Annotated in this window: 18 protein-coding genes; 5 read left to right on the top strand and 13 right to left on the bottom strand. The window is 67.9% G+C overall.

The window, feature by feature from the left end; all coding sequences use genetic code 11:
* Window positions 1–9 precede the first annotated feature (9 nt).
* The 10 genes from OG741_RS25855 to OG741_RS25810 all read right to left on the bottom strand — a co-directional run bounded on the left by OG741_RS25855 (window position 10) and on the right by OG741_RS25810 (window position 14,666).
* Entirely contained in the window at window positions 10–996 is a 987-nt protein-coding gene (locus OG741_RS25855) for an ABC transporter permease (protein ID WP_405601699.1), read from the bottom strand.
* A complete protein-coding gene (locus tag OG741_RS25850; protein ID WP_405601697.1) occupies window positions 989–1,912 on the bottom strand; it encodes an ABC transporter permease in 924 nt (307 codons plus the stop codon). The genes OG741_RS25855 and OG741_RS25850 overlap by 8 nt, the downstream gene beginning before the upstream one ends.
* 72 nt (window positions 1,913–1,984) lie before the next feature.
* Window positions 1,985–3,613, bottom strand: coding sequence for an ABC transporter substrate-binding protein (locus tag OG741_RS25845; RefSeq protein WP_405601695.1), 1,629 nt, complete (start codon window positions 3,611–3,613; stop codon window positions 1,985–1,987).
* Between the two features lie 210 nt (window positions 3,614–3,823).
* Window positions 3,824–4,972, bottom strand: coding sequence for an ABC transporter ATP-binding protein (locus tag OG741_RS25840; RefSeq protein WP_405601693.1), 1,149 nt, complete (start codon window positions 4,970–4,972; stop codon window positions 3,824–3,826).
* Window positions 4,965–6,023 (bottom strand): ABC transporter ATP-binding protein, encoded by a 1,059-nt coding sequence (locus OG741_RS25835; RefSeq protein ID WP_405601692.1) that lies wholly within the window; start codon window positions 6,021–6,023, stop codon window positions 4,965–4,967. Before OG741_RS25835 ends, OG741_RS25840 begins: the two co-directional genes overlap by 8 nt.
* Before the next feature lie 14 nt (window positions 6,024–6,037).
* Complete coding sequence (locus OG741_RS25830) at window positions 6,038–6,991, bottom strand: ABC transporter permease (RefSeq protein ID WP_405601690.1); 954 nt, start codon at window positions 6,989–6,991, stop codon at window positions 6,038–6,040.
* The gene (locus tag OG741_RS25825; protein WP_405601688.1) at window positions 6,984–7,916 is read right to left on the bottom strand and encodes an ABC transporter permease; all 933 of its coding nucleotides are present in this window, start codon (window positions 7,914–7,916) and stop codon (window positions 6,984–6,986) included. Before OG741_RS25825 ends, OG741_RS25830 begins: the two co-directional genes overlap by 8 nt.
* 170 nt (window positions 7,917–8,086) lie before the next feature.
* Window positions 8,087–9,727: an ABC transporter substrate-binding protein gene (locus OG741_RS25820; protein ID WP_405601687.1), complete on the bottom strand. Its 1,641-nt coding sequence runs from the start codon at window positions 9,725–9,727 to the stop codon at window positions 8,087–8,089.
* A gap of 398 nt (window positions 9,728–10,125) precedes the next feature.
* Window positions 10,126–12,000 carry a translational GTPase TypA gene (gene typA, locus OG741_RS25815; RefSeq protein ID WP_405601685.1) on the bottom strand — a complete coding sequence of 625 codons (1,875 nt, stop codon included), beginning with the start codon at window positions 11,998–12,000 and terminating at the stop codon, window positions 10,126–10,128.
* A gap of 302 nt (window positions 12,001–12,302) precedes the next feature.
* Window positions 12,303–14,666 carry an ABC transporter substrate-binding protein gene (locus OG741_RS25810; protein WP_405601683.1) on the bottom strand — a complete coding sequence of 788 codons (2,364 nt, stop codon included), beginning with the start codon at window positions 14,664–14,666 and terminating at the stop codon, window positions 12,303–12,305.
* Between the two features lie 321 nt (window positions 14,667–14,987).
* Between OG741_RS25810 and OG741_RS25805 the strand changes: the two genes are divergently transcribed.
* Genes OG741_RS25805 through OG741_RS25785 form a run of 5 tightly spaced genes read left to right on the top strand, consistent with a single transcriptional unit; the run spans window position 14,988 to window position 19,200 of the window.
* A complete protein-coding gene (locus tag OG741_RS25805) occupies window positions 14,988–15,227 on the top strand; it encodes a hypothetical protein (RefSeq protein ID WP_324986346.1) in 240 nt (79 codons plus the stop codon).
* Between the two features lie 9 nt (window positions 15,228–15,236).
* On the top strand, window positions 15,237–16,058 hold the full coding sequence (locus tag OG741_RS25800) for a hypothetical protein (RefSeq protein ID WP_405601680.1): 822 nt from the start codon (window positions 15,237–15,239) through the stop codon (window positions 16,056–16,058).
* A gap of 18 nt (window positions 16,059–16,076) precedes the next feature.
* Window positions 16,077–18,005: a fumarate reductase/succinate dehydrogenase flavoprotein subunit gene (locus tag OG741_RS25795; protein ID WP_405601679.1), complete on the top strand. Its 1,929-nt coding sequence runs from the start codon at window positions 16,077–16,079 to the stop codon at window positions 18,003–18,005.
* On the top strand, window positions 18,002–18,778 hold the full coding sequence (locus OG741_RS25790) for a succinate dehydrogenase/fumarate reductase iron-sulfur subunit (RefSeq protein ID WP_405601677.1): 777 nt from the start codon (window positions 18,002–18,004) through the stop codon (window positions 18,776–18,778). The genes OG741_RS25795 and OG741_RS25790 overlap by 4 nt, the downstream gene beginning before the upstream one ends.
* Window positions 18,779–18,825: 47 nt before the next feature.
* Window positions 18,826–19,200, top strand: a complete 375-nt coding sequence (locus OG741_RS25785; RefSeq protein WP_405601676.1) for a hypothetical protein — start codon at window positions 18,826–18,828, stop codon at window positions 19,198–19,200.
* A 13-nt stretch (window positions 19,201–19,213) separates the two neighbouring features.
* On the opposite strand, the gene OG741_RS25780 is transcribed toward OG741_RS25785, so the two are convergent.
* The 3 genes from OG741_RS25780 to OG741_RS25770 form a co-directional block, all read right to left on the bottom strand.
* Window positions 19,214–21,775 carry a SpoIIE family protein phosphatase gene (locus OG741_RS25780; protein ID WP_405601674.1) on the bottom strand — a complete coding sequence of 854 codons (2,562 nt, stop codon included), beginning with the start codon at window positions 21,773–21,775 and terminating at the stop codon, window positions 19,214–19,216.
* 169 nt (window positions 21,776–21,944) lie between these two features.
* Entirely contained in the window at window positions 21,945–22,361 is a 417-nt protein-coding gene (locus OG741_RS25775) for an ATP-binding protein (protein ID WP_405601673.1), read from the bottom strand.
* Window positions 22,362–22,494: 133 nt separating this feature from the next.
* Window positions 22,495–22,941, bottom strand: a complete 447-nt coding sequence (locus OG741_RS25770; protein WP_405601670.1) for a (deoxy)nucleoside triphosphate pyrophosphohydrolase — start codon at window positions 22,939–22,941, stop codon at window positions 22,495–22,497.
* Window positions 22,942–22,963: the final 22 nt, after the last annotated feature.

The following is a 22,963-nucleotide window of genomic DNA, read 5'->3' as shown; positions in this document are numbered from 1 at the left end:
GCGGGCTCCTCAGCGCAGCTTGGGATCGAGGGCGTCGCGCACCGCGTCGCCGAGCATGATGAACGCGAGCACGGTGATCGCCAGCGCGCCGGCCGGCCAGAGCAGCATGTGCGGGGCGTTGCGGATGTACGGCGATGCGGAGGAGATGTCGATGCCCCAGGACACGGTCGGCGGCTTGAGGCCGACACCGAGGAACGACAGGGTCGCCTCCAGGGAGATGTAGGTGCCGAGCGCGATGGTCGCCACGACGATCACGGGAGCGACGGCGTTGGGGCCGATGTGCCGCAGCAGCATGCGGGAGTTGGACGCGCCGAGCGCCCGCGCAGCCTGGACGTAGTCGTTCTGCTTCGCCGTGATGACCGCGCCGCGCGCGATACGGGAGAGCTGGGGCCAGCCGAGCAGCACCATGAAGCCGACGACCGGCCAGATGGTGGAACTGGAGACGACGGACAGGAAGACCAGACCGCCCAGGACCACGGGGATACCGAAGAAGATGTCGGTGAGCCGGGAGACGACGCCGTCCCGTGCCCCGCCGTAGAAGCCGGCGACACCGCCCATGACGGAACCGATCAGTGCGACACCGAGCGTGGCACAGACGCCGACCGTGACCGAGGCACGGGCGCCGTAGACCGTACGCGTGTACACGTCGCAGCCCTGCCCGTTGAAGCCGAAGGGGTGACCGGGCTGGGAACCCTGCTGGGCCTTGGCGAGATCGCAGTGCAGCGGACTCTGCGTCGTGATCAGCGAAGGCCAGATGGAGATGATCACCAGGAAGAGGATGATCAGGCCCGAGATGATGAAGATCGGGTTGGTCCGCAGATCGCGCCAGGCGTCGGACCACAGACTGCGGGGCTTCTCGGCCGGCCCGGTGCCCAGCGGGCCGCCGGGAGTCTTCTCGAGCGTCTCCCCCTCGGTGGTGGCGAGGTCCATCGTGCCACCCGCGCCGGTGGACGCCATGGCCCCGCCGTTGGAGTACGGCTTCTGTGGCTCAGGCATACCGGATCCTCGGGTCGAGAACGGCGTACAGAAGGTCGACCAGCAGGTTCGCCAGCAGGAAGACGATGACAAGCACGGTCACAAAGCCGACGACGGTCTGGGTGTTCTGGCGCACGATGCCCTGGTAGAGCTGGTAGCCGACGCCGTGGATGTTGAAGATGCGCTCGGTGACGATCGCGCCGCCCATCAGGGCGCCCACGTCGGCGCCGATGAAGGTGACCACCGGGATCAGCGAGTTGCGCAGCAGATGGCGGCGGACGACCCGCCCTCTGGGGAGCCCCTTCGCCTTCGCGGTCCGGACGTAGTCGGAGCGGGCGTTTTCGGCGATCGAGGTCCGGGTCAGCCGCGTGACGTAGGCGAGCGAGACCGAGGCGAGCACAAGTCCGGGGATCAGCAGCTCGTTGAGCGGCGCCTCCGGGGAGACGGCGGGCTTGATGAGGCCCCACTCGACGCCCAGCAGCAGTTGGAGGACAAGACCCATGACAAAGGTCGGGATCGAGATGACCACCAGAGTGAGCAGCAGCACGCCGGAGTCGACGGGACGGCCGCGCTTCAGACCGGTGATCACACCCAGGGTGATGCCGATGACGATCTCGAAGAAGATCGCGACGAGGGTGAGCCGGATGGTGACCGGGAAGGCCTCGGCCATCAGCTCGGTGACCTCCTGACCGTTGAACGCGGTGCCGAAGTCGCCGGTGAAGACATTGCCCATGTACGTCAGGTACTGCTGCCACACCGGCTTATCGAGGCCGAACTCCTTGCGCAGCTGTGCGGCCGTCGCCGGGTCGCACTGCCGGTCGCCGCAGAGGCCCGCGATGGGGTCGCCCATGACGTTCACCATGAGGAAGATCAGCAGCGTGGTGCCGAAGAAGACCGGAATCATCTGCAGCAGACGCCGGATCACATAACGTCCCATGAGGGCTCCGGGGGTCGTGGGAAGGGGGACGGCCCGGCGCGCAGGGGACGCCGGGCCGGTTTCCCTCTGCCGTCAGCTGACCTTGATCTGGTCGTAGACAGGGACGCTGAAAGGGTTCAGCGAGACATTGGAGAGACGTTCCGAGTAGCCGGCGCTGCCGTTCTGGTACCAGAGCGGGATCGCGGCCATCTGGTCGCGTACGACCTCCTCGGCCTGCTGGAAGGTCTCGACGGCCTTGGCCGTGTCGGTCTCGGCGTTGGCCTGGTCGACGAGCTTGTCGAACTCCGCGTTGGTCCACAGGCCGTCGTTGGACGAGGCGTTGGTGTAGTAGAGCGGCTGCAGGAAGTTCTGGATCAGCGGGTAGTCCATCTGCCAGCCGGCCCGGAACGGACCGGGCATCTTGTGCTGCCCGATCTGGTTGCGGAAGTCGGCGAAGGTGCCGATGGGGTTGCCGACGCAGGCCTGGTCGTTGCCCAGCGCGTTGTTGATGCTGTTGCAGAGGGCGTCGACCCACTCCTTGTGCGAGCCGGTGTCCGCGTTGTACGAGACCTTCAGCTGGCCGCCCGGGATGCCGCCTCCCTCCGTGACCAGCTTCTTGGCCTCGGTGGGGTTGTACTCACAGGCCGTACCGCACAGGGTCTCGCTGAAGCCGCCGTCCGCGCCGAGCACGGGCGAGGTCCAGTCCTTCGCCGGCGTACGCGTCTTCTGGAAGATCGTGTCGGTGATCTGCTGGCGGTTGATCGCCATGGACAGGCCCGTGCGGACCTTGGCGGCGTTCGGGGTGTCCCAGGCCTTGTCGTAGTACGGGAAAGCGATGGTCTGGATGATGCCGGCGGGGGTGTTGATGTACCGGTCTCCGAGGTCCGCCTGAACATTCTTGAGCTGCGAGGCCGGCACATCGTCGACCAGGTCGAGGTTGCCGGCGGTCAGGTCGGTGTAGGCGGTGTTGTTGTCGGTGTAGACGATCAGGTCGATGCCGCCGTTCTGCGCCTTGTCGCTGCCCGGGTAGTCGTCCCACTTGCGCATGGACAGCTGCGAGCCCTTGGCGTACGACGCGACGGTGTACGGGCCGTTGCCGATGGGCTTGGAAAGCCAGGCGTCGTGGTTGTCGAAGAACGCCTGGGGCAGTGGCGAGAAGGCGGAGTAGCCGAGGGTGTCGGGGAACGTGGAGAACTTCTGGTTCAGCTTGACGGTGAAGGTCTGGTCGTTGACGACCTTGAGCCCGGAGAGCGTCTGGGCGGTGGCCTGCCCCGTCTCCGGGTGGACCTGGGCGTAGCCGTCGATGTAGCCGAAGAAGTAGGCGTTCTTCTGGTTGTTCTTGAGCTGGGCGCCGTAGTTCCAGGCGTCCACGAAGGACTTGGCCGTGACCTTCTCGCCGTTGCTGAAGGTCCAGCCGTCCTTGACGGTGATCGTGAAGTTGACGGAGTCCGTGGTGACGATCTTCTCGGCGAGCATGTCCTCGGCCGCGCCGGTCTTCGCGTTGTACCGCTTGAGCCCGCGGAAGAGCATGTCGAGGACCTTGCCGCCCTGCACCTCGTTGGTGTTCGCGGGCTCCAGCGGGTTCTGCGGATCACCCCAGGAGGACTTCACGATCCCGTCGGCGCCACCGCCGCCGCTGTCGCTGCCGCCGCCGCAGGCCGTCGCCACGAGGGCGACAGCCACCGCGCATACGGCGAATCTGGCGTGCGTGGCTCCACGCATGGAGTGCCTCCCGAGTCCCGAGCCTTACTTAGGACCGAATATCACTCCATACATGACTTAACGCACTTTCAGGGCATCCAGGTGGATGGTGACGCTGCCGTACGAGTGACCTCCCGCGTGTCGACGGCGTACGCACGACTCCTCGGGCCGTACGCAGCGAAGGGCGCCCGGACCACATGGTCCGGGCGCCCTTCGTTCAGGCACAGCGCACTACGCCGCGTGGACGACGTCCTTCTCCTCGGCGAAGTGGCACGCGGACTCGTGTGCCGCCGGGGTGTCGGCGCCCTTGAAGCGCTCGGGGATCGCCAGCAGCGGGACGTCCGTGGAGCACTTCTCCTCGGCCTTCCAGCAACGGGTGCGGAAGCGGCAGCCGGACGGCGGGTTCGCCGGTGACGGCACATCACCGACGAGGATGATCCGCTCGCGGCCCTCACGGGCGGCCGGGTCGGGAACCGGGACCGCCGACAGCAGCGCCTGGGTGTAGGGGTGCGTCGGGTGGTCGTAGATCTGCGTGTCCGTACCGATCTCGGCCATCTTGCCGAGGTACATCACGCCGACCCGGTCCGAGATGTGCCGGACGATCGACAGGTCGTGGGCGATGAAGAGGTAGGAGAGGTTGAACTCGTCCTGCAGCTTCTCCATCAGGTTGATGACCTGCGCCTGGACCGAGACGTCCAGGGCCGAGACCGGCTCGTCGCAGATGATGATCTCCGGGTTGAGCGCGAGGCCGCGGGCGATGCCGATGCGCTGGCGCTGACCGCCGGAGAACTGGTGCGGGTACCGGTTGATGTACTCCGGGTTGAGACCCACGACGTCCAGGAGCTCCTGGACCTTGCGGCGGCGGTCACCCTTGGGCGCCACCTCCGGGTGGATGTCGAAGGGCTCCCCGATGATGTCGCCGACCGTCATACGCGGGTTCAGCGAGGTGTACGGGTCCTGGAACACCATCTGGATATTGCGGCGTACGGCCTTCAGCGCGCGGCCGGACAGCCTGGTGATGTCCTGGCCCTTGTAGAAGACCTCGCCGGCGGTCGCCCGCTCCAGCGTCATCAGCAGCTTGGCGACGGTGGACTTGCCACAGCCGGACTCGCCGACGATGCCGAGCGTCTCGCCCTGGTAGAGATCGAAGGAGATCCCGTCCACGGCCTTGACCGCACCCACGTTCTTCTTGAACAGGATGCCCTGGGTCAGCGGGAAGTGCTTGACCAGGTTGCGGACCTGAAGGATCGGCTCACCCTGCGAAACGGGCGCCTCGATGGCGGCGACCGCCTCGGCCTCGGTGGCGGCATCGACCGTCTCGACGTCGGTGACGTTCGGGGTGGCGTCCATGGGCTCGTCGGACTTGCTGAGCTCAGCCATGGATCGTCTCCTTCCAGAAGTGGCACGCGCTGCCGCGGCCGACCAGTTCCGTGCCGTCCTGCTCGGAGACCGGAAGCAGTGCCGGGATCTCGGAGCGGCAGATGTCCTCCGCCATGGTGCAGCGCGGGTTGAACGCACAACCGGACGGTACGCGCAGCAGGTTGGGCGGCAGACCCTTGATGGCGAAGAGCTCCTTGCCCTTCTGGTCCAGGCGCGGGATGGAGTCGAGAAGGCCGCGCGTGTACGGGTGCGCGGGGCGCTTGTAGAGCTCGTGCACCGGGGCGGTCTCGACGATCCGGCCCGCGTACATGACCGCGATCTTGTCCGCGACGTCGGCGACCACGCCGAGGTCGTGGGTGATCAGGATCAGACCCATGTTGTACTCGCGCTGGAGTTCCGCGAGCAGGTCCATGACCTGAGCCTGCACCGTCACGTCGAGAGCCGTGGTGGGCTCGTCGGCGATGATCAGGTCCGGCTCCAGGGCCAGCGCCATGGCGATCATGATGCGCTGGCGCATACCGCCGGAGAACTGGTGGGCATAGTCGTTGACCCGGGCCGCAGCGGCCGGGATCTTGACCCTGTCCATCAGCTCGATGGCCTTGGTCTTGGCCTCCTTCTTGGACAGGCCCTCGTGGACCCGGAACATCTCGGCGAGCTGGTAGCCCACGGTGAGGACCGGGTTCAGCGAGGAGAGCGCGTCCTGGAAGATCATGGCGATCTTGCGGCCACGGATCTGCCGGCGCTCCTCGTAGGACATCTTGAGCATGTCCTGGCCGCGGAAGAAGATCTCTCCCTGCGGGATCCTGCCGGGCGGCATGTCGAGGATGCCCATGATCGCCTGCGCGGTCACGGACTTGCCGGAGCCGGACTCGCCGAGCACGGCGAGCGTCTCACCGGCGTTCACGCTGTAGTTGACGCCGTTGACCGCCTTGGCCACACCGTCACGGGTGTGGAACTCCACGTGCAGGTCACGGACTTCGAGGAGCGAGCCCTCGTAGTCGTTGCCGTCGCGCGGGGCGGGGACAGACGCGGTCTTGTCAATGATGGTCATGTCGTACGCCCTCCTCAGCGCAGCTTGGGGTCGAGGGCGTTGCGGACAGCTTCGCCGAGCATGATGAACGCCAGAACGGTGATGCTCAGCATGATCGAGGGGTACAGCAGGATGTGCTGCGCCGTCCGGATCTGCTGGACACCGGTGGAGATGTCGACGCCCCAGGAAACGATGGGCGAGGACAGGCCAAGACCCAGGTACGACAGGGTCGCCTCGGCCGAGATGTAACCGCCGAGGGCGATGGTCGCGACGACGATCACCGGGGCCATGGCGTTCGGCAGGATGTGCCGGAACAGGATCCGGGTGGTGCCGGCGCCGAGGGCCTTGGCGGCCTGGACGTAGTCGGCCTGCTTGATGGTGATCACCGCACCGCGCATGACGCGGGTGATCTGGGTCCAGCCGAGGAACGCGAGGGCGAAGACGACCACCCAGATGGTGCGCTCGGTGAAGGACTGCAGCACGACCATGGCGCCGAGCAGGAACGGGATACCGAAGAAGATGTCGGTGACCCGGGAGAGGATCGCGTCGATGACGCCGCCGAAGTAGCCGGCGAGCATGCCGATGACGCCGCCGAAGATGGTGACGATCAGGGTGACGCAGATGCCGACGATGACCGAGGCACGGGTGCCGTAGATCAGTCGGGCGTACACCGAGCGTCCCTGGCCGTCGTAGCCGAGCCAGCCCTCCGAGCCGACGCTGCCGAGATCCGGCTTGCCGAGGTAGTGGTGCACCAGGTCGCCGACCGTGGGCGAGGCGCTGGTGAACCAGCCCGGGAAGGCCGTGATGATCAGCAGGAAGAAGATCAGAACCGACGACACCAGGAAGTAGGGGTTACGGCGCAGATCCGCCCAGGCGTCTCCCCACAGGCTGCGCGCCTTCTCCGGCTTCTGGGGCGCGGGGGCGGCGGCGGAGGGCGGCGCGATGGCGTCCTCGTTCGCGACAGCCGCGGTCTTGGTCACGTCAGGCATAACGGATCCTCGGGTCCAGGACCGCGTACAGCAGGTCGATGAGCAGGCTGGTGACGAGGTAGACGAGCACCAGGATGGTGACGAGGCCGACCAGGGTGGTGCCCTCACGTCGGCTGATCGACTCGTAGATGACGCCGCCGATGCCCTTGACGTTGAAGATGCCTTCGGTGACGACCGCACCGCCCATCAGGGCGCCGATGTCGGTACCGAGGAAGGTGACGACGGGGATCATCGAGTTGCGCATCAGGTGGACACCGATGATCCGGCTCTTGGGCAGACCCTTGGCCACGGCAGTGCGCATGTAGTCGGCGCGCAGGTTCTCCGCCATCGAGGTGCGGGTGAGCCGGGCGACGTAGGCGAGCGAGAGGCCGCCGAGCACGATGGCCGGCGCGATCAGCTCGGACCACTTCTGCTCGTTGCTCACGTTCGGCGATATCCAGCCCAGCTCGAAGGCGAAGACCACCTTGATGATGAAGCCGAGGACGAAGACCGGAATCGAGATGATCAGCAGCGTGAAGATCAGGATCCCGTTGTCGGCGAGGCGGCCGGCCCGCAGACCGGCGATGACGCCGAGGCCGATGCCGAAGATGAGCTCGAAGGCGAAAGCCAGCGCCGCGAGTTGCAGGGTGATGGGGAACGCGTCGCCCAGCACCTCGGTGACCGGCCGCCCGTTGCGGATCTGGTTACCGAAGTCGAAGTGCAGGACGATATTGGTCATGTAGTTCCAGTACTGCTCCCAGATTGGGAGATCCAGCCCCAGTTCGTGTCTCTTCGCGGCGAGAGTCGCCGGGTCGACGCCCTTGTCGCCGAACAGCCCCGCCACGGGGTCGCCCGGGAGGCTGTAGACCATGAAGAAGATGAGAAAGGTTGTCCCGAGAAAGACCGGGATCATCTGGAGCAGTCGTCGTGCGACATAGCGCCCCATCATGCCTCCGTTGAGATGTGACAGCAGCAGCCGACGAGCCCTCCCACGGCATTCGCACCCCAGTGGGTAAACGAATGCCGTGGAAGGGCCCCCCAGCCGCTGCGTAAGAGCCAGGTGTGGGACTGAGCTGTCGTCAGCCCTGCACCGGCCTGCGGACTACGCTTGGGTGATTACTTCTTGACCTCGACGCCGGTCAGGATCGGGTCACCGTCCTGGCCGTACTTCACGCCGGAGACCTTCTCCGAGTAGCCCGCGTTGACCTTGTAGTACCAGAGCGGGATCGACGGCATGTAGTTGACCAGGTCCTTCTCGATGGCCTGGAACTGCTTCACCGAGTCGTCGAGCGTCGCGGCGCTGTCAGCGGCCGCGATCTTGGCGTCGAGCGCCTTGTTCGAGAAGTCGCCCTGGTTGCCCGCCGCGCCCGTACGGAACAGGTCGCTGATGAAGTTGGAGTTGACGGGGTAGTCAAGCACCCAGCCGGAGCGGTAGATCGACTTGACCTGCTTGCTCTTACGAGCGGTCAGGTCGGCCTGGAAGTCCGGCTTGCTGTCACCGGTGCACTTGACGCCGGTCGCCTGGGTGATGCTGTTGCAGACCGCGTCGACCCACTCCTTGTGGCCGCCGTCCGCGTTGAACTGGATGAAGATCTCGTTCTTCGGGACGCCGCCGCCGGCCTTGATGAGCTCCTTGGCCTTGGCGGGGTCGAACTTGGTGACGTCGCCCGCGGCGTTGTCCTGGTAGCCCACGACGCCCTTGGCGACCCAGCCGGTGGCCGGCTCGCGGGTACCCTGCAGCACCGTCTTGGTGATGGTGTTGCGGTCGATGGCCATGGACAGACCCTGGACGACCTTCGGGTCGACCTGCTTCGGCTTCTTCCACTGGTCCGCGTAGAACGCGATGGCCAGCGTCTGGATCGCCGAGTACGCCTGGTCCACGGCGCGGTCGCCGAGGTCCTGGCGGTAGACCGGGAGGTCCTTCGGGCCGATCTGGCGCAGGACGTCCACGTTGCCGGACTTCAGGTCCTCGTACGCGGCCTCGAGGGTGGTGTAGTTCTTGAAGACCACACCGCCGTTCTTCGCCTTGTTCGGGCCCTTGTAGGCGTCGTACCGGACGATCTTGATCTGCTTCTTGTGGTCCCAGCTCTCGAACTTGTAGGGACCGTTGCCGACCGGCTTCTCGCCCGCAGCCTTGGGGTCCTTGTAGAAGGACGCCGGCAGCGGCGCGAAGACGATGTAGGCAAGCTTGTGACCGAAGGCCGGAACCGCGCTCTTCAGCTCGATGGTGAAGGTGCTGTCGTCGACGACCTTCAGGCCTTCCATGGCCTGGGCGGTCGGCTTGGCGCCTTCCTTCTCCGGGTGCAGGGCGTCGAAGCCCTTGATGTCCGCGAACCAGGAAGACAGACCCTGGGCGTTGGTGATGTTGGCGTTCCAGTTCCACGCGTCCACATAGGACTTGGCGGTCACCGGGGTGCCGTCGTGGAAGGTCCAGCCCTTCTTGAGCTTGACGGTCCACTTCTTGGAGTCGGTGGTCTCCACCGACTCGGCGTTGATCATCTCCAGCGAGCCGTCAGCCTTGTAGTCGACCAGAGTCGAGAACAGGCCGGCCATGACCGCGGAGCCGTTGGACTCCATCGTGTCACCGGTGTGCAGGAGCTTCTCCGGCTCACCCAGCTCAACGGAGAAGATCCCGTTCGGGTCAACTCCACCCTTGGCGCTGGAACCACTGTCCTTGTCTCCGCCACCACAGGCGGTTGCTGCCAAGGCGACGACTATTGCACCCGCTACCCACTTGGCGCTGTTGGCACCGCGCATGGGTTCCTCCTCATGAGTCCACTTGTCACTACAAGAGGGGCACGTTCTACGCGCGCTGACACCCCTGACAGCGTGAACGTCAAGTGCCCCGAGTGTGCTCGTGAGTCGGCACTCCCCACAGCGCCTGACCCGTTGACCCGAGCTCAATGGAGCCAACTATTGAGTACGCCCGAGCCATTAACCACACTTTATGGGTCTCGTTTTGACAACATCACCGGACCCCGAGTGCCCGAAATCCGGACAAACTGAGCACAGACAGACACACGCGAAACGGACCCTTAACACACGTTCCGGAGATCAGCGTCCGATATCCGGACGATCGAGCCGGAAAATGGAGTTGACGAACGACTCGGCCCCCTCCCTGTAGGCGAGGGGGCCGAGTCGTTTGTGACGAAGCGTCAGTTGCGCTTGGCGCGCGAGGCCGTGCGGCCGCGCTCCTTCTGGTCCAGGACGACCTTGCGAATGCGTACGGTCTCCGGGGTCACCTCGATGCACTCGTCCTCGCGGCAGAACTCCAGGGACTGCTCCAGCGACAGCTTCCGGGCCGGCACCACGTTCTCGGTGGTGTCCGCGGACGCGGCGCGCATGTTGGTGAGCTTCTTCTCCTTGGTGATGTTCACGTCCATGTCGTCGGCCCGGGAGTTCTCGCCGACGATCATGCCCTCGTAGACCTCGGTGCCGGCCTCGGTGAAGATGACACCGCGCTCCTGGAGGTTGACCATGGCGAACGGCGTCACCGAACCGGATCGGTCCGCCACCAGCGAACCGTTGTGACGGGTGCGCAGCTCGCCGAACCACGCCTCGTGGCCCTCGAAGATGGAGTGCGCGATGCCCGTGCCACGGGTCTGGGTGAGGAACTCCGTACGGAAGCCGATGAGGCCACGCGACGGGACGATCCACTCCATGCGGATCCAGCCCGAGCCGTGGTTGGTCATGGTCTCCATACGGCCCTTGCGGGTCGCCATCAGCTGCGTGATGGCACCGAGGTGCTCCTCGGGAGAGTCGATCGTCATGCGCTCGATCGGCTCGTGCGTCTTGCCGTTGATCTCCTTGGTGACCACCTCGGGCTTGCCGACGGTCAGCTCGAAGCCCTCACGGCGCATCTGCTCGACCAGGATGGCGAGCGCGAGCTCACCACGGCCCTGGACCTCCCAGGCGTCGGGGCGCTCGGTGTCCAGGACGCGGAGCGAGACGTTACCGATGAGCTCCCTGTCCAGGCGGTCCTTCACCTGGCGGGCGGTGACCTTGTGGCCCTTGCCGCCCTTGCCGACCAGCGGCGAGGTGTTCGTACCGATGGTCATGGAGATGGCGGGCTCGTCGACCGTGATCAGCGGCAGCGCGATCGGGTTCTCGGGGTCGGCCAGAGTCTCGCCGATCATGATGTCCGGGAATCCGGCGACCGCACAGATGTCGCCCGGGCCCGCCTTCTCGGCCGGCTTACGGGTGAGCGCCTCGGTCATCATCAGCTCAGTGATGCGGACATTGGACTTCGTGCCGTCACGCTTGATCCACGTGACGGTCTGGCCCTTGCGCAGCTCGCCCTGCTCGACGCGGCACAGCGCGATACGGCCGAGGAAGTTGTCGGCGTCCAGGTTGGTGACATGGGCCTGGAGCGGCGCGGCCTCGTCGTACTCGGGAGCCGGGACGTGGTCGAGGATCGCGGTGAAGAACGGCTCAAGGTTCTCGCTGTCGGCCGGGACAGTGCCGTCCTCCGGCTTGGTCAGCGAGGCGACGCCGTCACGGGCACAGGCATAGACGATCGGGAACTCGATCTGCTCCTCGTCGGCGTCCAGGTCCAGGAACAGGTCGTAGGTCTCGTTGACGACCTCGTCGATCCGCGAGTCCGGGCGGTCCGTCTTGTTGATGCAGAGGATGACGGGCATCCGGGCCTGCAGCGCCTTGCGGAGCACGAAGCGGGTCTGCGGAAGCGGGCCCTCGGAGGCGTCGACGAGCAGGACGACCGCGTCGACCATCGACAGACCGCGCTCCACCTCGCCGCCGAAGTCGGCGTGGCCGGGGGTGTCGATGATGTTGATCGTGATCGGGGCCCCGCCGACCTTGGGGTGGTACTTCACGGCGGTGTTCTTCGCCAGGATCGTGATGCCCTTCTCACGCTCCAGGTCGTTCGAGTCCATCATGCGGTCGTCGAGGTGCTCGGCATCGTGCGCGGCGAAGGCGCCGGCCTGCTTCAGCATGGCGTCGACCAGGGTGGTCTTGCCGTGGTCGACGTGGGCGACGATGGCAACGTTACGGATGTCGTGGCGCGTGGGCATGCTGGCTGGGGCTTCTCTCGATCGTGGGATCAGGCGTTTGATGGTCGTAGCCTCGTCCGCCCGCCGGGCGGACACGCCTCGGCTGGTCCCATGGTACGGGGCCGCCGCGCCGGGGGCTTCCCGGGCCGATCGGGAGAAGGTTCCTGCGTCTGTCGGGAGCTCTGTGGGGAGCGGTGAAACCGGGATCTGAAAGCCTGGGTCAAGGGTGAGACGATCCTGCCCGCCGGCGGCGCCGGCGGGCAAGGAAATTGAGCCAGTTCTGAGGTTGTGGGCCGCTGCTTCCCGCTACGTCTCGGTGTTCTTCACTTCTTGTTCTTCGGGGCCCCGGCAGTCGGCATCTTGAATCCGATGTCCTGGTAGCGGGGAGCGGCGAAGCCGAAGGCCCCGGCGTTGGCCACCAGGGGCCTGGCCGCGACCAGCTCGGGCCGCTGATAGAGCGGAATGGATCCGGCCGCCGCCCAGATCCGGGCGTCGGCCCTGCGCATCAGGTCACGGGCCGTGACCTCGTCCAGCTCGGCGGCCGCCTGGTCGAAGAGCTGGTCGATGTAGTCGGAGCCGACGCGGGTGTAGTTCTGCTCCACCAGCAGCGAGCCGTCGGTGGCGGGCTCGGGCTTGGCGTAGATCGGGCGGGCGTCGGTCGCCGGGTAGGCGGTGGCGGGCCAGGAGTACAGCGCCATGTCGTAGTCGCCCGAGGCGATGTGGTCCTTGAAGTAGCTGTCGTCGGAGACCTTGGTGATCTCGGTGTGCACGCCGATGCGGTCCAGCATCCGCGCGATCTTGTCTCCGACGGTGCGCAGCGCCTCGGAGCCGGGGCCGGAGGGGAGGACGAAGCGCAGGGTGAGCGGCTTGCCGTTCTTGCCGACGGTGGTGCCTGCGCGGGCGGGGGCGGCGGTACCGCGCGGGGCGTACGCCCCGGCCACCGCGCCCTTCCCCTCCTGGGCGCCCGTCCTCGACCCGGCGGCCTCGTCGTCCTGTGGCTCGGCCTGGCGCTGCACCGCCATGCCACGGTCGGCAGCGGCGGGGGCGAGGATGTGCGTACCGGTCGAGCCGCTCTCGGGGCCGTGACCGGTGCCGGCGGGCTTGTCGTCGCCGATGATGTACAGCCCCTCCTTCGACGCGACGTCCTCTTCCTTCTTCTTCCGGGCAGCTTCGTTGGCGGCTTCCTTGGGCGCCTGATGGGGCCCGGCCTTGGGTGAGGCCTTGAGCGAGGCCTCACCGGGGGCCGCGCTGGCGGGGGGCTTCTTCCGGTCGGTTTCGTCCTCGCCGCCCGCCTTGGCCGGGGCGGGCTTCATACGCGCCCCCGCGGGCGTCCAGCCGGCGTCGGCCAGCAGCGCCTGCGCCTCCGCGGTGCTCTGGTCACCGAGGGCGCCGCTGTTGTCGCTGTATGCCCGCTGCCCGGCCAGCGCCAGATGGCTCCCGGGCGGGGTGGCGGGCAGGCCGAGTGGGGTCAGCACGGCCTCGGCCAGCTCCTCGCGGTCCAGTGCGCGGGCCACGGCCCGGCGTACCCGGTCGTCGGCGAGCGGTCCGGACTCGCCGTTCAGCGCGAGCTGGGTGTAGGCGGGCTCCAGCGACTTGCGTACGACATAGCCGCGCAGGGCCTTCTGTTCGGTGGCGTACTCGCTGATCGCCTCGGCGGTCTGCTCGCGGGCCAGCCGGGCGGCCTCGGCCTGCTGCTTGTTCGAGCCGTTGGCCTGTGCCCAGGACTTGAGCGCCGCGGAAGGGGTGACGGCGGCGCCGGGTCCCTGGCTGAGCGGTTGGCCGGCCGCGCCCTTGTTCTTCCGGGCCTGGGCGATGCGGTCCGCCGTGGCGCGGTCGATCTCGGCGAGATCGAGGCTGCCTGCGGCGAGCGCCGCGGCGCGCTTGTCGCGCGGCACGGCGGTGAGCACCAGCTGCTCCAGCTTGGCCCGAGACCCCCACCAGCGCGGGTTGCGTACGAGAGTGGCCGTGCCCGCCTTGGGGTCGAGGCCCTTCAGCCGGAAGGGGCCGGCCGTCGTCTCGAGCGCCGCGCGTGCGCCGTCGTTGAAGGAGGCCGGGGTCCCGGTCACTTCCTTGGGGTAGAGCGGTGTGAAGAGGGACTTCCAGTCCGCGTACGGCTTCTTGAAGGTGATCTTGACTTCGAGATCGTCGGCGCCTCGTTCGATCTTCTCGATCCGCTCGTAGCCGGCGTTGCGGGCCGTCCAGAACGCCGAGTTCTTGCCGCTCAGCGCGCGCCACTGCGAGACGAAGTCGGCCGCGCCGATCTCCCGGCCGTCGCTCCACACCGCCTGCTGGTTGAGTTTGTAGAGGACGACCTGCTTGGGCTCGCGCTTGACGATCTTCGCGGACTCGACGAAGTCGGGATTGCGCTGCGGCCGTCCGCGCCGGTCGAGGGTGAACAGGGCGGGGAGCACGGCACCGGCGATACGGGTCGTGGCGGCGTCCGCGTCGGCCTGGAAGGTGTTGAGCGTGGTGGGCATCGCGTCGATGGCCCAGCGCAGCGTGCCGCCCTCGGCGATCAGGTCACGCCCGGCGGGCGCGATGTCCTGGGCCGCGGCCCTGGCCTCGTCCGTATCGCCGGAGCCGCAGCCCGACAGGACGGGCAGAGCGAGCACCCCACTGGTGAGAAGCGCGACGGAACGGAGCGTCCGGGAGCATGTCCTCCCGCGTGGCGCGTCGACCTCGGGCATGGCTTGTACCTCATCGTCCTGTTTTGCGGAATTTAGGGATGATCACACCGATTCCCGTCCACTGAAGTGGACGAAGCCGGGCAGTCGGTGGCGACACGGCGCGGGTCGGCTCAAGGTCACCCGTGCGGCCCAAAGGAGAATCGGACACGGCGCCGCCAAAGGGGACAAAATGAGGGGAGTGAGGTTCGAACCACATGGGGCGCGCTGACAGCGCATGCGCCGGGAATCCCTGTACGTCCCCTTCACAAGCGGGGATGTGACGCGCGACACTCGCAGGCGCATGAACGAAGCCACCGCACCCTGCGGAAGTGAGGGCGAGTCATGTCCCAGCAGGAAGATCTGACGGCGATCCAGCAGCGCCTCGACGAGCTCGTCCAGCGTGTGGGCGATCTGGAACGGACCGTCGATCAGCTGCGTGGCGCCGGCCCGGCCGCGCCCGCCGAGTCGAAGACACCGGAGCGCCCCGAGCTGGTCACCATCCCCGACGTGCCGTACAACCACGCCCTGTGGACGGACTCGGACGACGAGGGCCTGGGCGTCCAGGACCGGCACGCCCCCTAGGAGATCTCGTTGGCCACAGGCACTGAACCACCACAAGTCAATACAGGCGTGCACGGCGCGACGCGCGCCGCCATCAGCCCGCGACATCTGCGGACCGACCGCTGGTGGCTGGCGCCCGCGCTGACCGCCGGCGGGCTGCTCGCCTTCATCGTCTACTCGACCTGGCGGGCGTTCGCCAACGCCGACTACTACGCGGCGCCGTATGTCTCGCCGTTCTACTCCCCCTGTCTGGCGGAGAACTGCGAGACGATGCGGGGCGGCCCCAACTGGGAGATCTTCGGCAGCTGGTGGGGCCTGTCCCCCGCGCTGCTGATCCTGATCTTCCCGCTGGGTTTCCGGCTGACCTGCTACTACTACCGCAAGGCCTACTACCGGGGCTTCTGGGCCTCACCACCGGCCTGCGCGGTCGCCGAACCGCACAAGAGGTACACCGGCGAGACCCGCTTCCCGCTCATCCTGCAGAACATCCACCGGTACTTCTTCTACGCGGCGCTGCCGGTCGCCGGGATCCTCACGTACGACACCGTGCTCGCCTTCCGCGACGAGCACTACGCGTGGGGACATATGGGTCTGGGCACGGTCGTCCTCCTGATCAACATCGTGCTGATCTGGGCGTACACCGTCTCGTGCCACTCCTGTCGGCACATCATCGGCGGCCGGCTGAAGCACTTCTCAAAACACCCGGTGCGCTATCGCCTCTGGGGCTGGGTCGGCAGGCTCAACGAACGGCACGCGCTCCTCGCGTGGGCATCGCTGATCAGCGTCGCGCTCGCCGACTTCTACGTCTATCTCGTCGCGTCCGGTGCCTTCGACGATCCGAGGTTCTTCTGATGGGTGGGGCGTTCTGACATGACGCAACTCGAACGGCAGCAGTGGGACGTCGTGGTGGTGGGCGCGGGCGGTGCGGGCCTGCGCGCCGCCATCGAGGCACGCGAGCGGGGCGCCCGTACGGCGGTGATCTGCAAGTCCCTCTTCGGCAAGGCCCACACCGTGATGGCCGAGGGCGGTATCGCCGCCTCCATGGGCAATGTGAACGCCGGTGACAACTGGCAGGTGCACTTCCGCGACACCATGCGCGGCGGAAAGTTCCTCAACCAGTGGCGGATGGCGGAGCTGCACGCGAGCGAGGCGCCCGACCGGGTGTGGGAGCTGGAGACCTGGGGCGCGCTCTTCGACCGCACGGCCGACGGAAAGATCTCCCAGCGCAACTTCGGCGGGCACGAGTACCCGCGCCTCGCGCACGTCGGCGACCGAACGGGCCTTGAGCTGATCCGTACCCTCCAGCAGAAGATCGTCTCGCTGCAGCAGGAGGACAAGGCCGAATTCGGGGACTACGAAGCCCGGTTGAAGGTCTTCCAGGAGTGCACGGTCACCCGCGTCCTCAAGGACGGCGACCGCGTGAGCGGCACCTTCTGCTACGAGCGGGAGTCCGGGCGCTTCTTCGTCCTCGAGGCCCCTTCGGTGGTGCTCGCCACCGGCGGGATCGGCAAGTCCTTCAAGGTGACGTCGAACTCCTGGGAGTACACCGGCGACGGGCACGCGCTGGCGCTGCTCGCGGGCGCTCCGCTGCTCAACATGGAGTTCGTGCAGTTCCATCCGACCGGGATGGTCTGGCCGCCGTCGGTGAAGGGCATCCTCGTCACCGAGTCGGTGCGCGGCGACGGCGGGGTGCTGCGCAACTCCGAGGGCAAGCGGTTCATGTTCGACTACGTGCCCGACGTCTTCAAGGAGAAGTACGCGCAGTCGGAGGAGGAGGGCGACCGCTGGTACGAGGACCCGGACAACAACCGCCGTCCTCCTGAGCTGCTGCCGCGCGACGAGGTGGCCCGTGCCATCAACTCCGAGGTGAAGGCGGGCCGCGGCTCCCCGCACGGCGGCGTGTTCCTGGATGTCTCCACCCGGATGCCGGCCGAGGTCATCAGGCGCCGACTGCCGTCGATGTACCACCAGTTCAAGGAGCTGGCGGACGTCGACATCACGGCGGAGGCCATGGAGGTCGGACCGACCTGCCACTACGTGATGGGCGGCATCGCCGTCGAGTCCGACACCGCGGCGGCGGTCGGCGTTCCCGGCCTGTTCGCGGCGGGCGAGGTCGCGGGCGGGATGCACGGCTCCAACCGGCTCGGCGGCAATTCCCTGTCCGACCTGCTGGTCTTCGGCCGGCGGGCGGGGCTCCACGCGGCCGGGTACGCCGAGGGGCTCGGCGTCCGCCCGGCCGTCGACGAGGCCCAGATCGACGCCGCGGCGGCGGAGGCGCTGCGTCCGTTCAGCGCCGAAGGCCCCGACGAGGGCGCACAGCCGGAGAATCCGTACACCCTCCACCAGGAACTCCAGCAGACGATGAACGACCTGGTCGGCATCATCCGGCGCGAGGCGGAGATGGCGCAGGCGCTGGACAAGCTGGCGGATCTGCGCGTACGGGCACGGCGCGCCGGGGTCGAGGGCCACCGGCAGTTCAACCCCGGCTGGCACCTCTCGCTGGACCTGCGGAACATGCTGCTGGTCAGCGAGTGCATCGCGCGGGCGGCACTGGAGAGAACAGAGAGCCGCGGCGGGCACACCCGCGAGGACTTCCCGGCCATGGAGCGCGAGTGGCGGCGGATCAATCTGCTGTGCCAACTCGTCGACCCCACCGGCGGGCTCGCGGCCACCGATCCGGTGAGCGGCCAGATCGCGCTCGTACGCAGGACGACCGAGCCCATCCGTCCCGACCTGCTCGCCCTTTTCGAGAAGGAGGAGCTGGTCAAGTACCTCGCCGAAGAGGAGCTCTACGAGTGAGCAGCTACACAGCGGCCTTCAAGGTCTGGCGGGGCGACAAGGACGGCGGGGGTCTTGAGGACTTCGCCGTCGAGGTGAACGACGGCGAGGTCGTCCTCGACATCATCCACCGCCTCCAGGCCACCCAGGCCTCCGATCTCGCCGTCCGCTGGAACTGCAAGGCGGGCAAGTGCGGTTCGTGCAGCGCGGAGATCAACGGGCGGCCGCGGCTGATGTGCATGACGCGGATGTCGGTCTTCTCGCGCGAGGAGACGATCACGGTGACGCCGCTGCGGGCGTTCCCGGTGGTGCGGGACCTGGTGACGGATGTGTCCTTCAACTACGCGAAGGCACGGGAGATCCCCTCCTTCGTGCCGCCGCCGGGGGTGAAGGCGGGTGAGTACCGCATGCAGCAAATGGACGTGGACCGCTCGCAGGAGTTCCGCAAGTGCATCGAGTGCTTCCTGTGCCAGGACACCTGCCATGTGGTGCGCGACCACGAGGAGAACAAGACGGCGTTCGCCGGTCCGCGCTTTCTGATGCGGGTGGCGGAGCTGGACATGCACCCGCTGGACGGGGCGGCCGAGACGGGCCTGGACCGCAAGAAGACGGCGCAGGACGAGCACGGGCTGGGCTACTGCAACATCACGAAGTGCTGTACGGAGGTGTGCCCCGAGGGCATCAAGATCACCGACAATGCGCTGATCCCGCTGAAGGAGCGGGCGGTGGACCGGAAGTACGACCCGCTGGTGTGGCTGGGCAACAAGATCACGCGGCGCGGGGCGGCTGACTAGCCCGTCTCCGGTCGCGGGGCCCCATCGGTCGACATAGCCTCCCAAATGTGACGCGAATAGCCGCCCGGGCTCTCGTGGCCCTGCTGGTGGCGGCGTGGTGGCTGCTGGTGCCCGCCGCTCGCTTCGCGCTCGCCGACGATGCGGTCGGCCTGTCCGGCGAGGGCCGGAGCACCGGGGCCGGGACGTGGACCGCGGATCTGGTGCTGCCCATCGTGCTCGGTGCCGCGGCCGGTGCGATCGCCGTGTACAGCTCCGCCAAGCGCCGGAGACGGACCGCGACGCGCACCACACCTCAGGGCGGCCAGGAGGGCTGGGGCCCGCCTCGGCAGGCACGCGAGAAGCCGCCGGCCGAACTCGACGCCGAGACCAGGCGGACGCGCTGGTGGCCCTGGCCACGTCGGCGCAGGCACAGGACCGGATGACGGTGGGGCTCTGTCAGAACATGCTCAGCAGCTGTTCGACCGTGGGTTCCGCCGTCGAGTCCCCGTCGGGCAGGGCGAGTTCGAACCAGACCGTCTTGCCGCGCGGCGTCCGGCGCGAGCCCCAGGCCGCGCTCAGCAGCCCGACCAGCTGAAGTCCGCGGCCGCCCTCGTCGGTGTCGCGTGCCCGGCGCCGTCTCGGCTGCACGAGGCCCGCGTCCCACACCTCGCAGACAAGGGTGCGGTCACGCAGCAGCCGCAGCCGTATCTCGTCCTCGCCGTACCGCAGCGCGTTGGTGACCAGCTCGCTGACCAGCAGCTCGACCGTGTCCACGAGCGCCTCGAGGCCCCAGGTGACCAGCTGGGCGCGGGCCAGCTCCCGGGCCCGGCCGACCGAACGGGGCTCGCGCGGCAGCCGCCAGTCGCCGACGGCGTCGACGGGCAGCCCCTGGATCCGGGCCATCAGCAGCGCGATGTCGTCCTCGCCGTGCCGGGTGTCGAGCGTGTTCAGCACATGGTCACAGACGTCTTCGAGGGGGCGTACCGGATCGGTGAGCGCGGCGCGGAAGGCGCGCAGCCCCTCGTCGAGGGGGTGGTCGCGGGATTCGACGAGCCCGTCGGTGTACAGGGCGAGGAGCGCGTCCTCCGCGAGCTCGACCTCGACCTCCTCGAAGGGCTCGCCGCCCACGCCGAGCGGCATCCCCGGCGGCACGTCGAGCAGCAGCGCCTCCTCGCCCGGTTCGACGAGGACGGGCGGCAGATGGCCGGCGTTGGCGAAGGTGCAGCGCCGGGTGACCGGGTCGTAGACCGCGTAGACGCAGGTCGCGAGATAGACCTCGGAGAGGTCGGCGTCGCGGGACTTGTGGGCCACGCGCGAGGCCTGCTGGGCGCCGCTGGGGGTGCCGAGCCCGCGGGCGATCTCGTCGAGCGCGGAGAGCACCTCGGCCGGCTCCAGGTCGAGCAGCGCCAAGGTCCGTACGGCCGTGCGCAGTTCACCCATGGCGACCGCGGCCCGCAGTCCGCGGCCCATCACGTCGCCCACGACCAGGGCGGTGCGGTGGCCGGGCAGTTCGATGACGTCGAACCAGTCGCCGCCGACCTCGGTGGCCGTGTTGCCCGGGAGATAGCGGCACGCGATGTCCAGGCCCGCGGCCTCGGGGTCACCGGGCGGCAGGAGGCTGCGCTGGAGGATCAGTGCCCGCTCGTGCTCCCTGCGGTAGAGCCGTGCGTTGTCCATACAGACCGCGGCCCGGGCGGCGAGTTCGACGGCGAGCGCCATGTCCCGCTCCCCGAAGGGCTCGCTCCCCTTCGTACGGGAGAACTGCACCAGGCCGACGACGGTGTCGTGCGCGACCATCGGAACGGCGAGGGTGGACTGCACGAGGCTGCCGTCCTCGCCCGGGATCGACTGGACGCGGGCGGCGCGCAGGGCCCTGGCGCAGGGCGAGTTGAAGGCATAGCGGTGGACCGCGCCGACTGCGATGGGGGTGCTGCCCTCCGGGCTGCAGCCCGGGGTGGCCAACAGCGGCGCGTCGGACACGGCGCTGGCGAAGGCGACCCGGCGCAACTCGGCGCTCCCGCCGCCGTATCCCTCGGAGTGCGGGGACCCCCATCTGCCGGGAGGTGCCTCGTCCCCGCTCAGGAGCCCTTGGCACAGGTCGACGGAGGCGAGGTCGCAGAAGCCGGGGACGGCGACGTCGAGCAGTTCGCGGGCCGTGGTCTCCAGGTCGAGGGAGTTGCCGATGCGGGCGCTCGCCTCGTTGAGGAGGGCGAGATTGCGGCGGGCGTTTGCGGCCTCGCGGGCGGCGATATGACGGCGGGTGACATCGGTGCCGATCCCGGCGACTCCGATTGGGCGCCCGGATCCGCTGTGCACTCGGTAGAGGTTGATCGACCAGTGCCTGCGGTCGGTGCTGCCGGGTGCCGCGCCGACGATCTGGAGGTCGATGGCGGATTCGCCGGTCTCCAGCACCCGGCGCAGCGAGGCGGTCATCCGGTCGGCCTCGGCGCGGGAGAGATAGTCGTGGACGGTGCGTCCGCGGTGATCGTCGGAGGTGCCTCCGAAGACGGTCGCGAAGCGCTGGTTGGTGCGCTGCACGGTGAGATCCGTACCGAACAGGAGGAACCCAAACGGAGATTGGCCGAAAATCGCCTGCGAAGCCGCAAGATCGGTCTCGATCCGGCGCAGTGCGCGGACGTCGACGACGATACAGAGCGCAGCCCTGTCGCCGCTCTCCGTCTCGCTCGGCATCACATATACCTCGGCGATGCCGTGCGCACCCCCCGCCCCCGGCATCCGGAACGGGACGAGGCCCGTCCACTCCTTGCCGTCAAGTATCTCGGCCACGTGCCGGTGGCCGCGCGGGCGCAGCTCGGCGGGCATGAAGACCTCGACCGGGTCCTTTCCCCTGACCTCGTCCGCGGTGATGCCGAAGAGATCAATCGCACGCCGACTCCACTGGTCGACCAGCCCGTCGGGGCCGATCGAGAAAGAAGCGACCTTGATGTAGTCATAGATCGAGCCAGGCGGGCTGCTCTGCCACATGACAGTGCTCGCCGTCTCAGGTATCTCGCTCACGCGACCGTCCCCTCCAGCTCACCGCACCGGACCGGCCATGACCGCAGTATTCAGCACTACGGGCCAGACCGGCACGGCGTTCACGATCACAGCACGGTCTCGTTCATTTTCGGCCTACTCCTGGCCAGGTCGGACCCGTGCGTGGCGTGATCGTCGTCCCCCCACTCTTCTAACCAGTCAGCGGGAGCTCGAACCACACCGTCTTGCCCGTTCTCCCGCGCCTGGTGCCCCACCTACGAGCGGAACAAGCCACCAGCTGAAGTCCGCGTCCGCCCTCGTCGTCGGGCAGTGCGCTGCGCTCGGTGGGCGGATCCGGAAGGGGATCGGAGACTTCGACCAGCAGCGACGGGGACGAGTCGCCCGGTTCGGGCCCCACCAGACGGACCCCGATGGGGCCCGATGCGTACCTCAAGGAATTGGTCACCAGCTCGCTGACCAGCAGGACGGTCACATCGCCGACGACCGAATCAAGTTCCCAGGCTCGCAGGGTGTCGCGCACGGCGTGCCGGGCGGCGCGCACGGAGTCGGGCTCCGCAGGGAAGGTCCATTCGACGCATTGACCCTCGGTGTCGATCACGCCGCTCACTTCCCCAGACCGGCAGCAGCCCAACAGACCCACGTCCTATTTCGGGGGGTTAATCAGCACATACCCGATATTCGGTGGGAGGTATCCCGGTCAGTACGGCAAGCGGCGGACCGTGGTACGAACGGCGTAGGCCTCAGTCGCGGGCGCCGTCCCGCTCGCTTCCCCGTGGCTCGCTTCCCTTCAGCTCGCCCGCGCGCAGGCGTCGTGCGGCCTCGGCCACGGCGGGCCGGTCCGGGTCGAGCCAGTCGACGGCATCGGTCTCATGGGGGCCGAGCCAGCGCAGCTCGTCATGGTCCTCCAGCGGCCGGGGCTCCCCGGAGAGCAGCCGGGCGGTCCAGACCTGGAGGACATAGCCGGGCTTGAGCGGCCACTCGCCGGGGATCCGCTCCAGCGGCTGGGTCTCGACGCCCAGCTCCTCACGCAGCTCGCGCACCAGCGCCTGCTCGGGGCTCTCCCCCGGCTCCAGCTTGCCGCCGGGCAGTTCCCAGCGGCCGGCGAGCTCCTCGGGTGCGCTCCGGCGTGCGGCCAGCAGCCGCCCCTTGTCGCACACGGCGCCGGCCACCACAACACGATCCTTCATGCGCCGGAGCGTACCGGCCTCC

This window comes from Streptomyces sp. NBC_01410 (genome assembly GCF_045040195.1).
Lineage (GTDB): Bacteria > Actinomycetota > Actinomycetes > Streptomycetales > Streptomycetaceae > Streptomyces.
Note: the sequence above shows the minus strand (reverse complement) of the source record. Positions and strands in the feature narration are given on the sequence as shown.

Bases quoted from the DNA above. Each gene is read 5' to 3' on its own strand.
- OG741_RS25795 (WP_405601679.1), top strand. From the start codon at position 16,077: ATGACGCAACTCGAACGGCAGCAGTGGGACGTCGTGGTGGTGGGCGCG.
- OG741_RS25840 (WP_405601693.1), bottom strand. From the start codon at position 4,972: ATGGCTGAGCTCAGCAAGTCCGACGAGCCCATGGACGCCACCCCGAAC.
- OG741_RS25850 (WP_405601697.1), bottom strand. From the start codon at position 1,912: ATGGGACGTTATGTGATCCGGCGTCTGCTGCAGATGATTCCGGTCTTC.
- OG741_RS25855 (WP_405601699.1), bottom strand. From the start codon at position 996: ATGCCTGAGCCACAGAAGCCGTACTCCAACGGCGGGGCCATGGCGTCC.
- OG741_RS25830 (WP_405601690.1), bottom strand. From the start codon at position 6,991: ATGCCTGACGTGACCAAGACCGCGGCTGTCGCGAACGAGGACGCCATC.
- OG741_RS25810 (WP_405601683.1), bottom strand. From the start codon at position 14,666: ATGCCCGAGGTCGACGCGCCACGCGGGAGGACATGCTCCCGGACGCTC.
- OG741_RS25845 (WP_405601695.1), bottom strand. From the start codon at position 3,613: ATGCGTGGAGCCACGCACGCCAGATTCGCCGTATGCGCGGTGGCTGTC.
- typA (WP_405601685.1), bottom strand. From the start codon at position 12,000: ATGCCCACGCGCCACGACATCCGTAACGTTGCCATCGTCGCCCACGTC.
- OG741_RS25805 (WP_324986346.1), top strand. From the start codon at position 14,988: ATGTCCCAGCAGGAAGATCTGACGGCGATCCAGCAGCGCCTCGACGAG.
- OG741_RS25825 (WP_405601688.1), bottom strand. From the start codon at position 7,916: ATGGGGCGCTATGTCGCACGACGACTGCTCCAGATGATCCCGGTCTTT.
- OG741_RS25835 (WP_405601692.1), bottom strand. From the start codon at position 6,023: ATGACCATCATTGACAAGACCGCGTCTGTCCCCGCCCCGCGCGACGGC.
- OG741_RS25820 (WP_405601687.1), bottom strand. From the start codon at position 9,727: ATGCGCGGTGCCAACAGCGCCAAGTGGGTAGCGGGTGCAATAGTCGTC.
- OG741_RS25770 (WP_405601670.1), bottom strand. From the start codon at position 22,941: ATGAAGGATCGTGTTGTGGTGGCCGGCGCCGTGTGCGACAAGGGGCGG.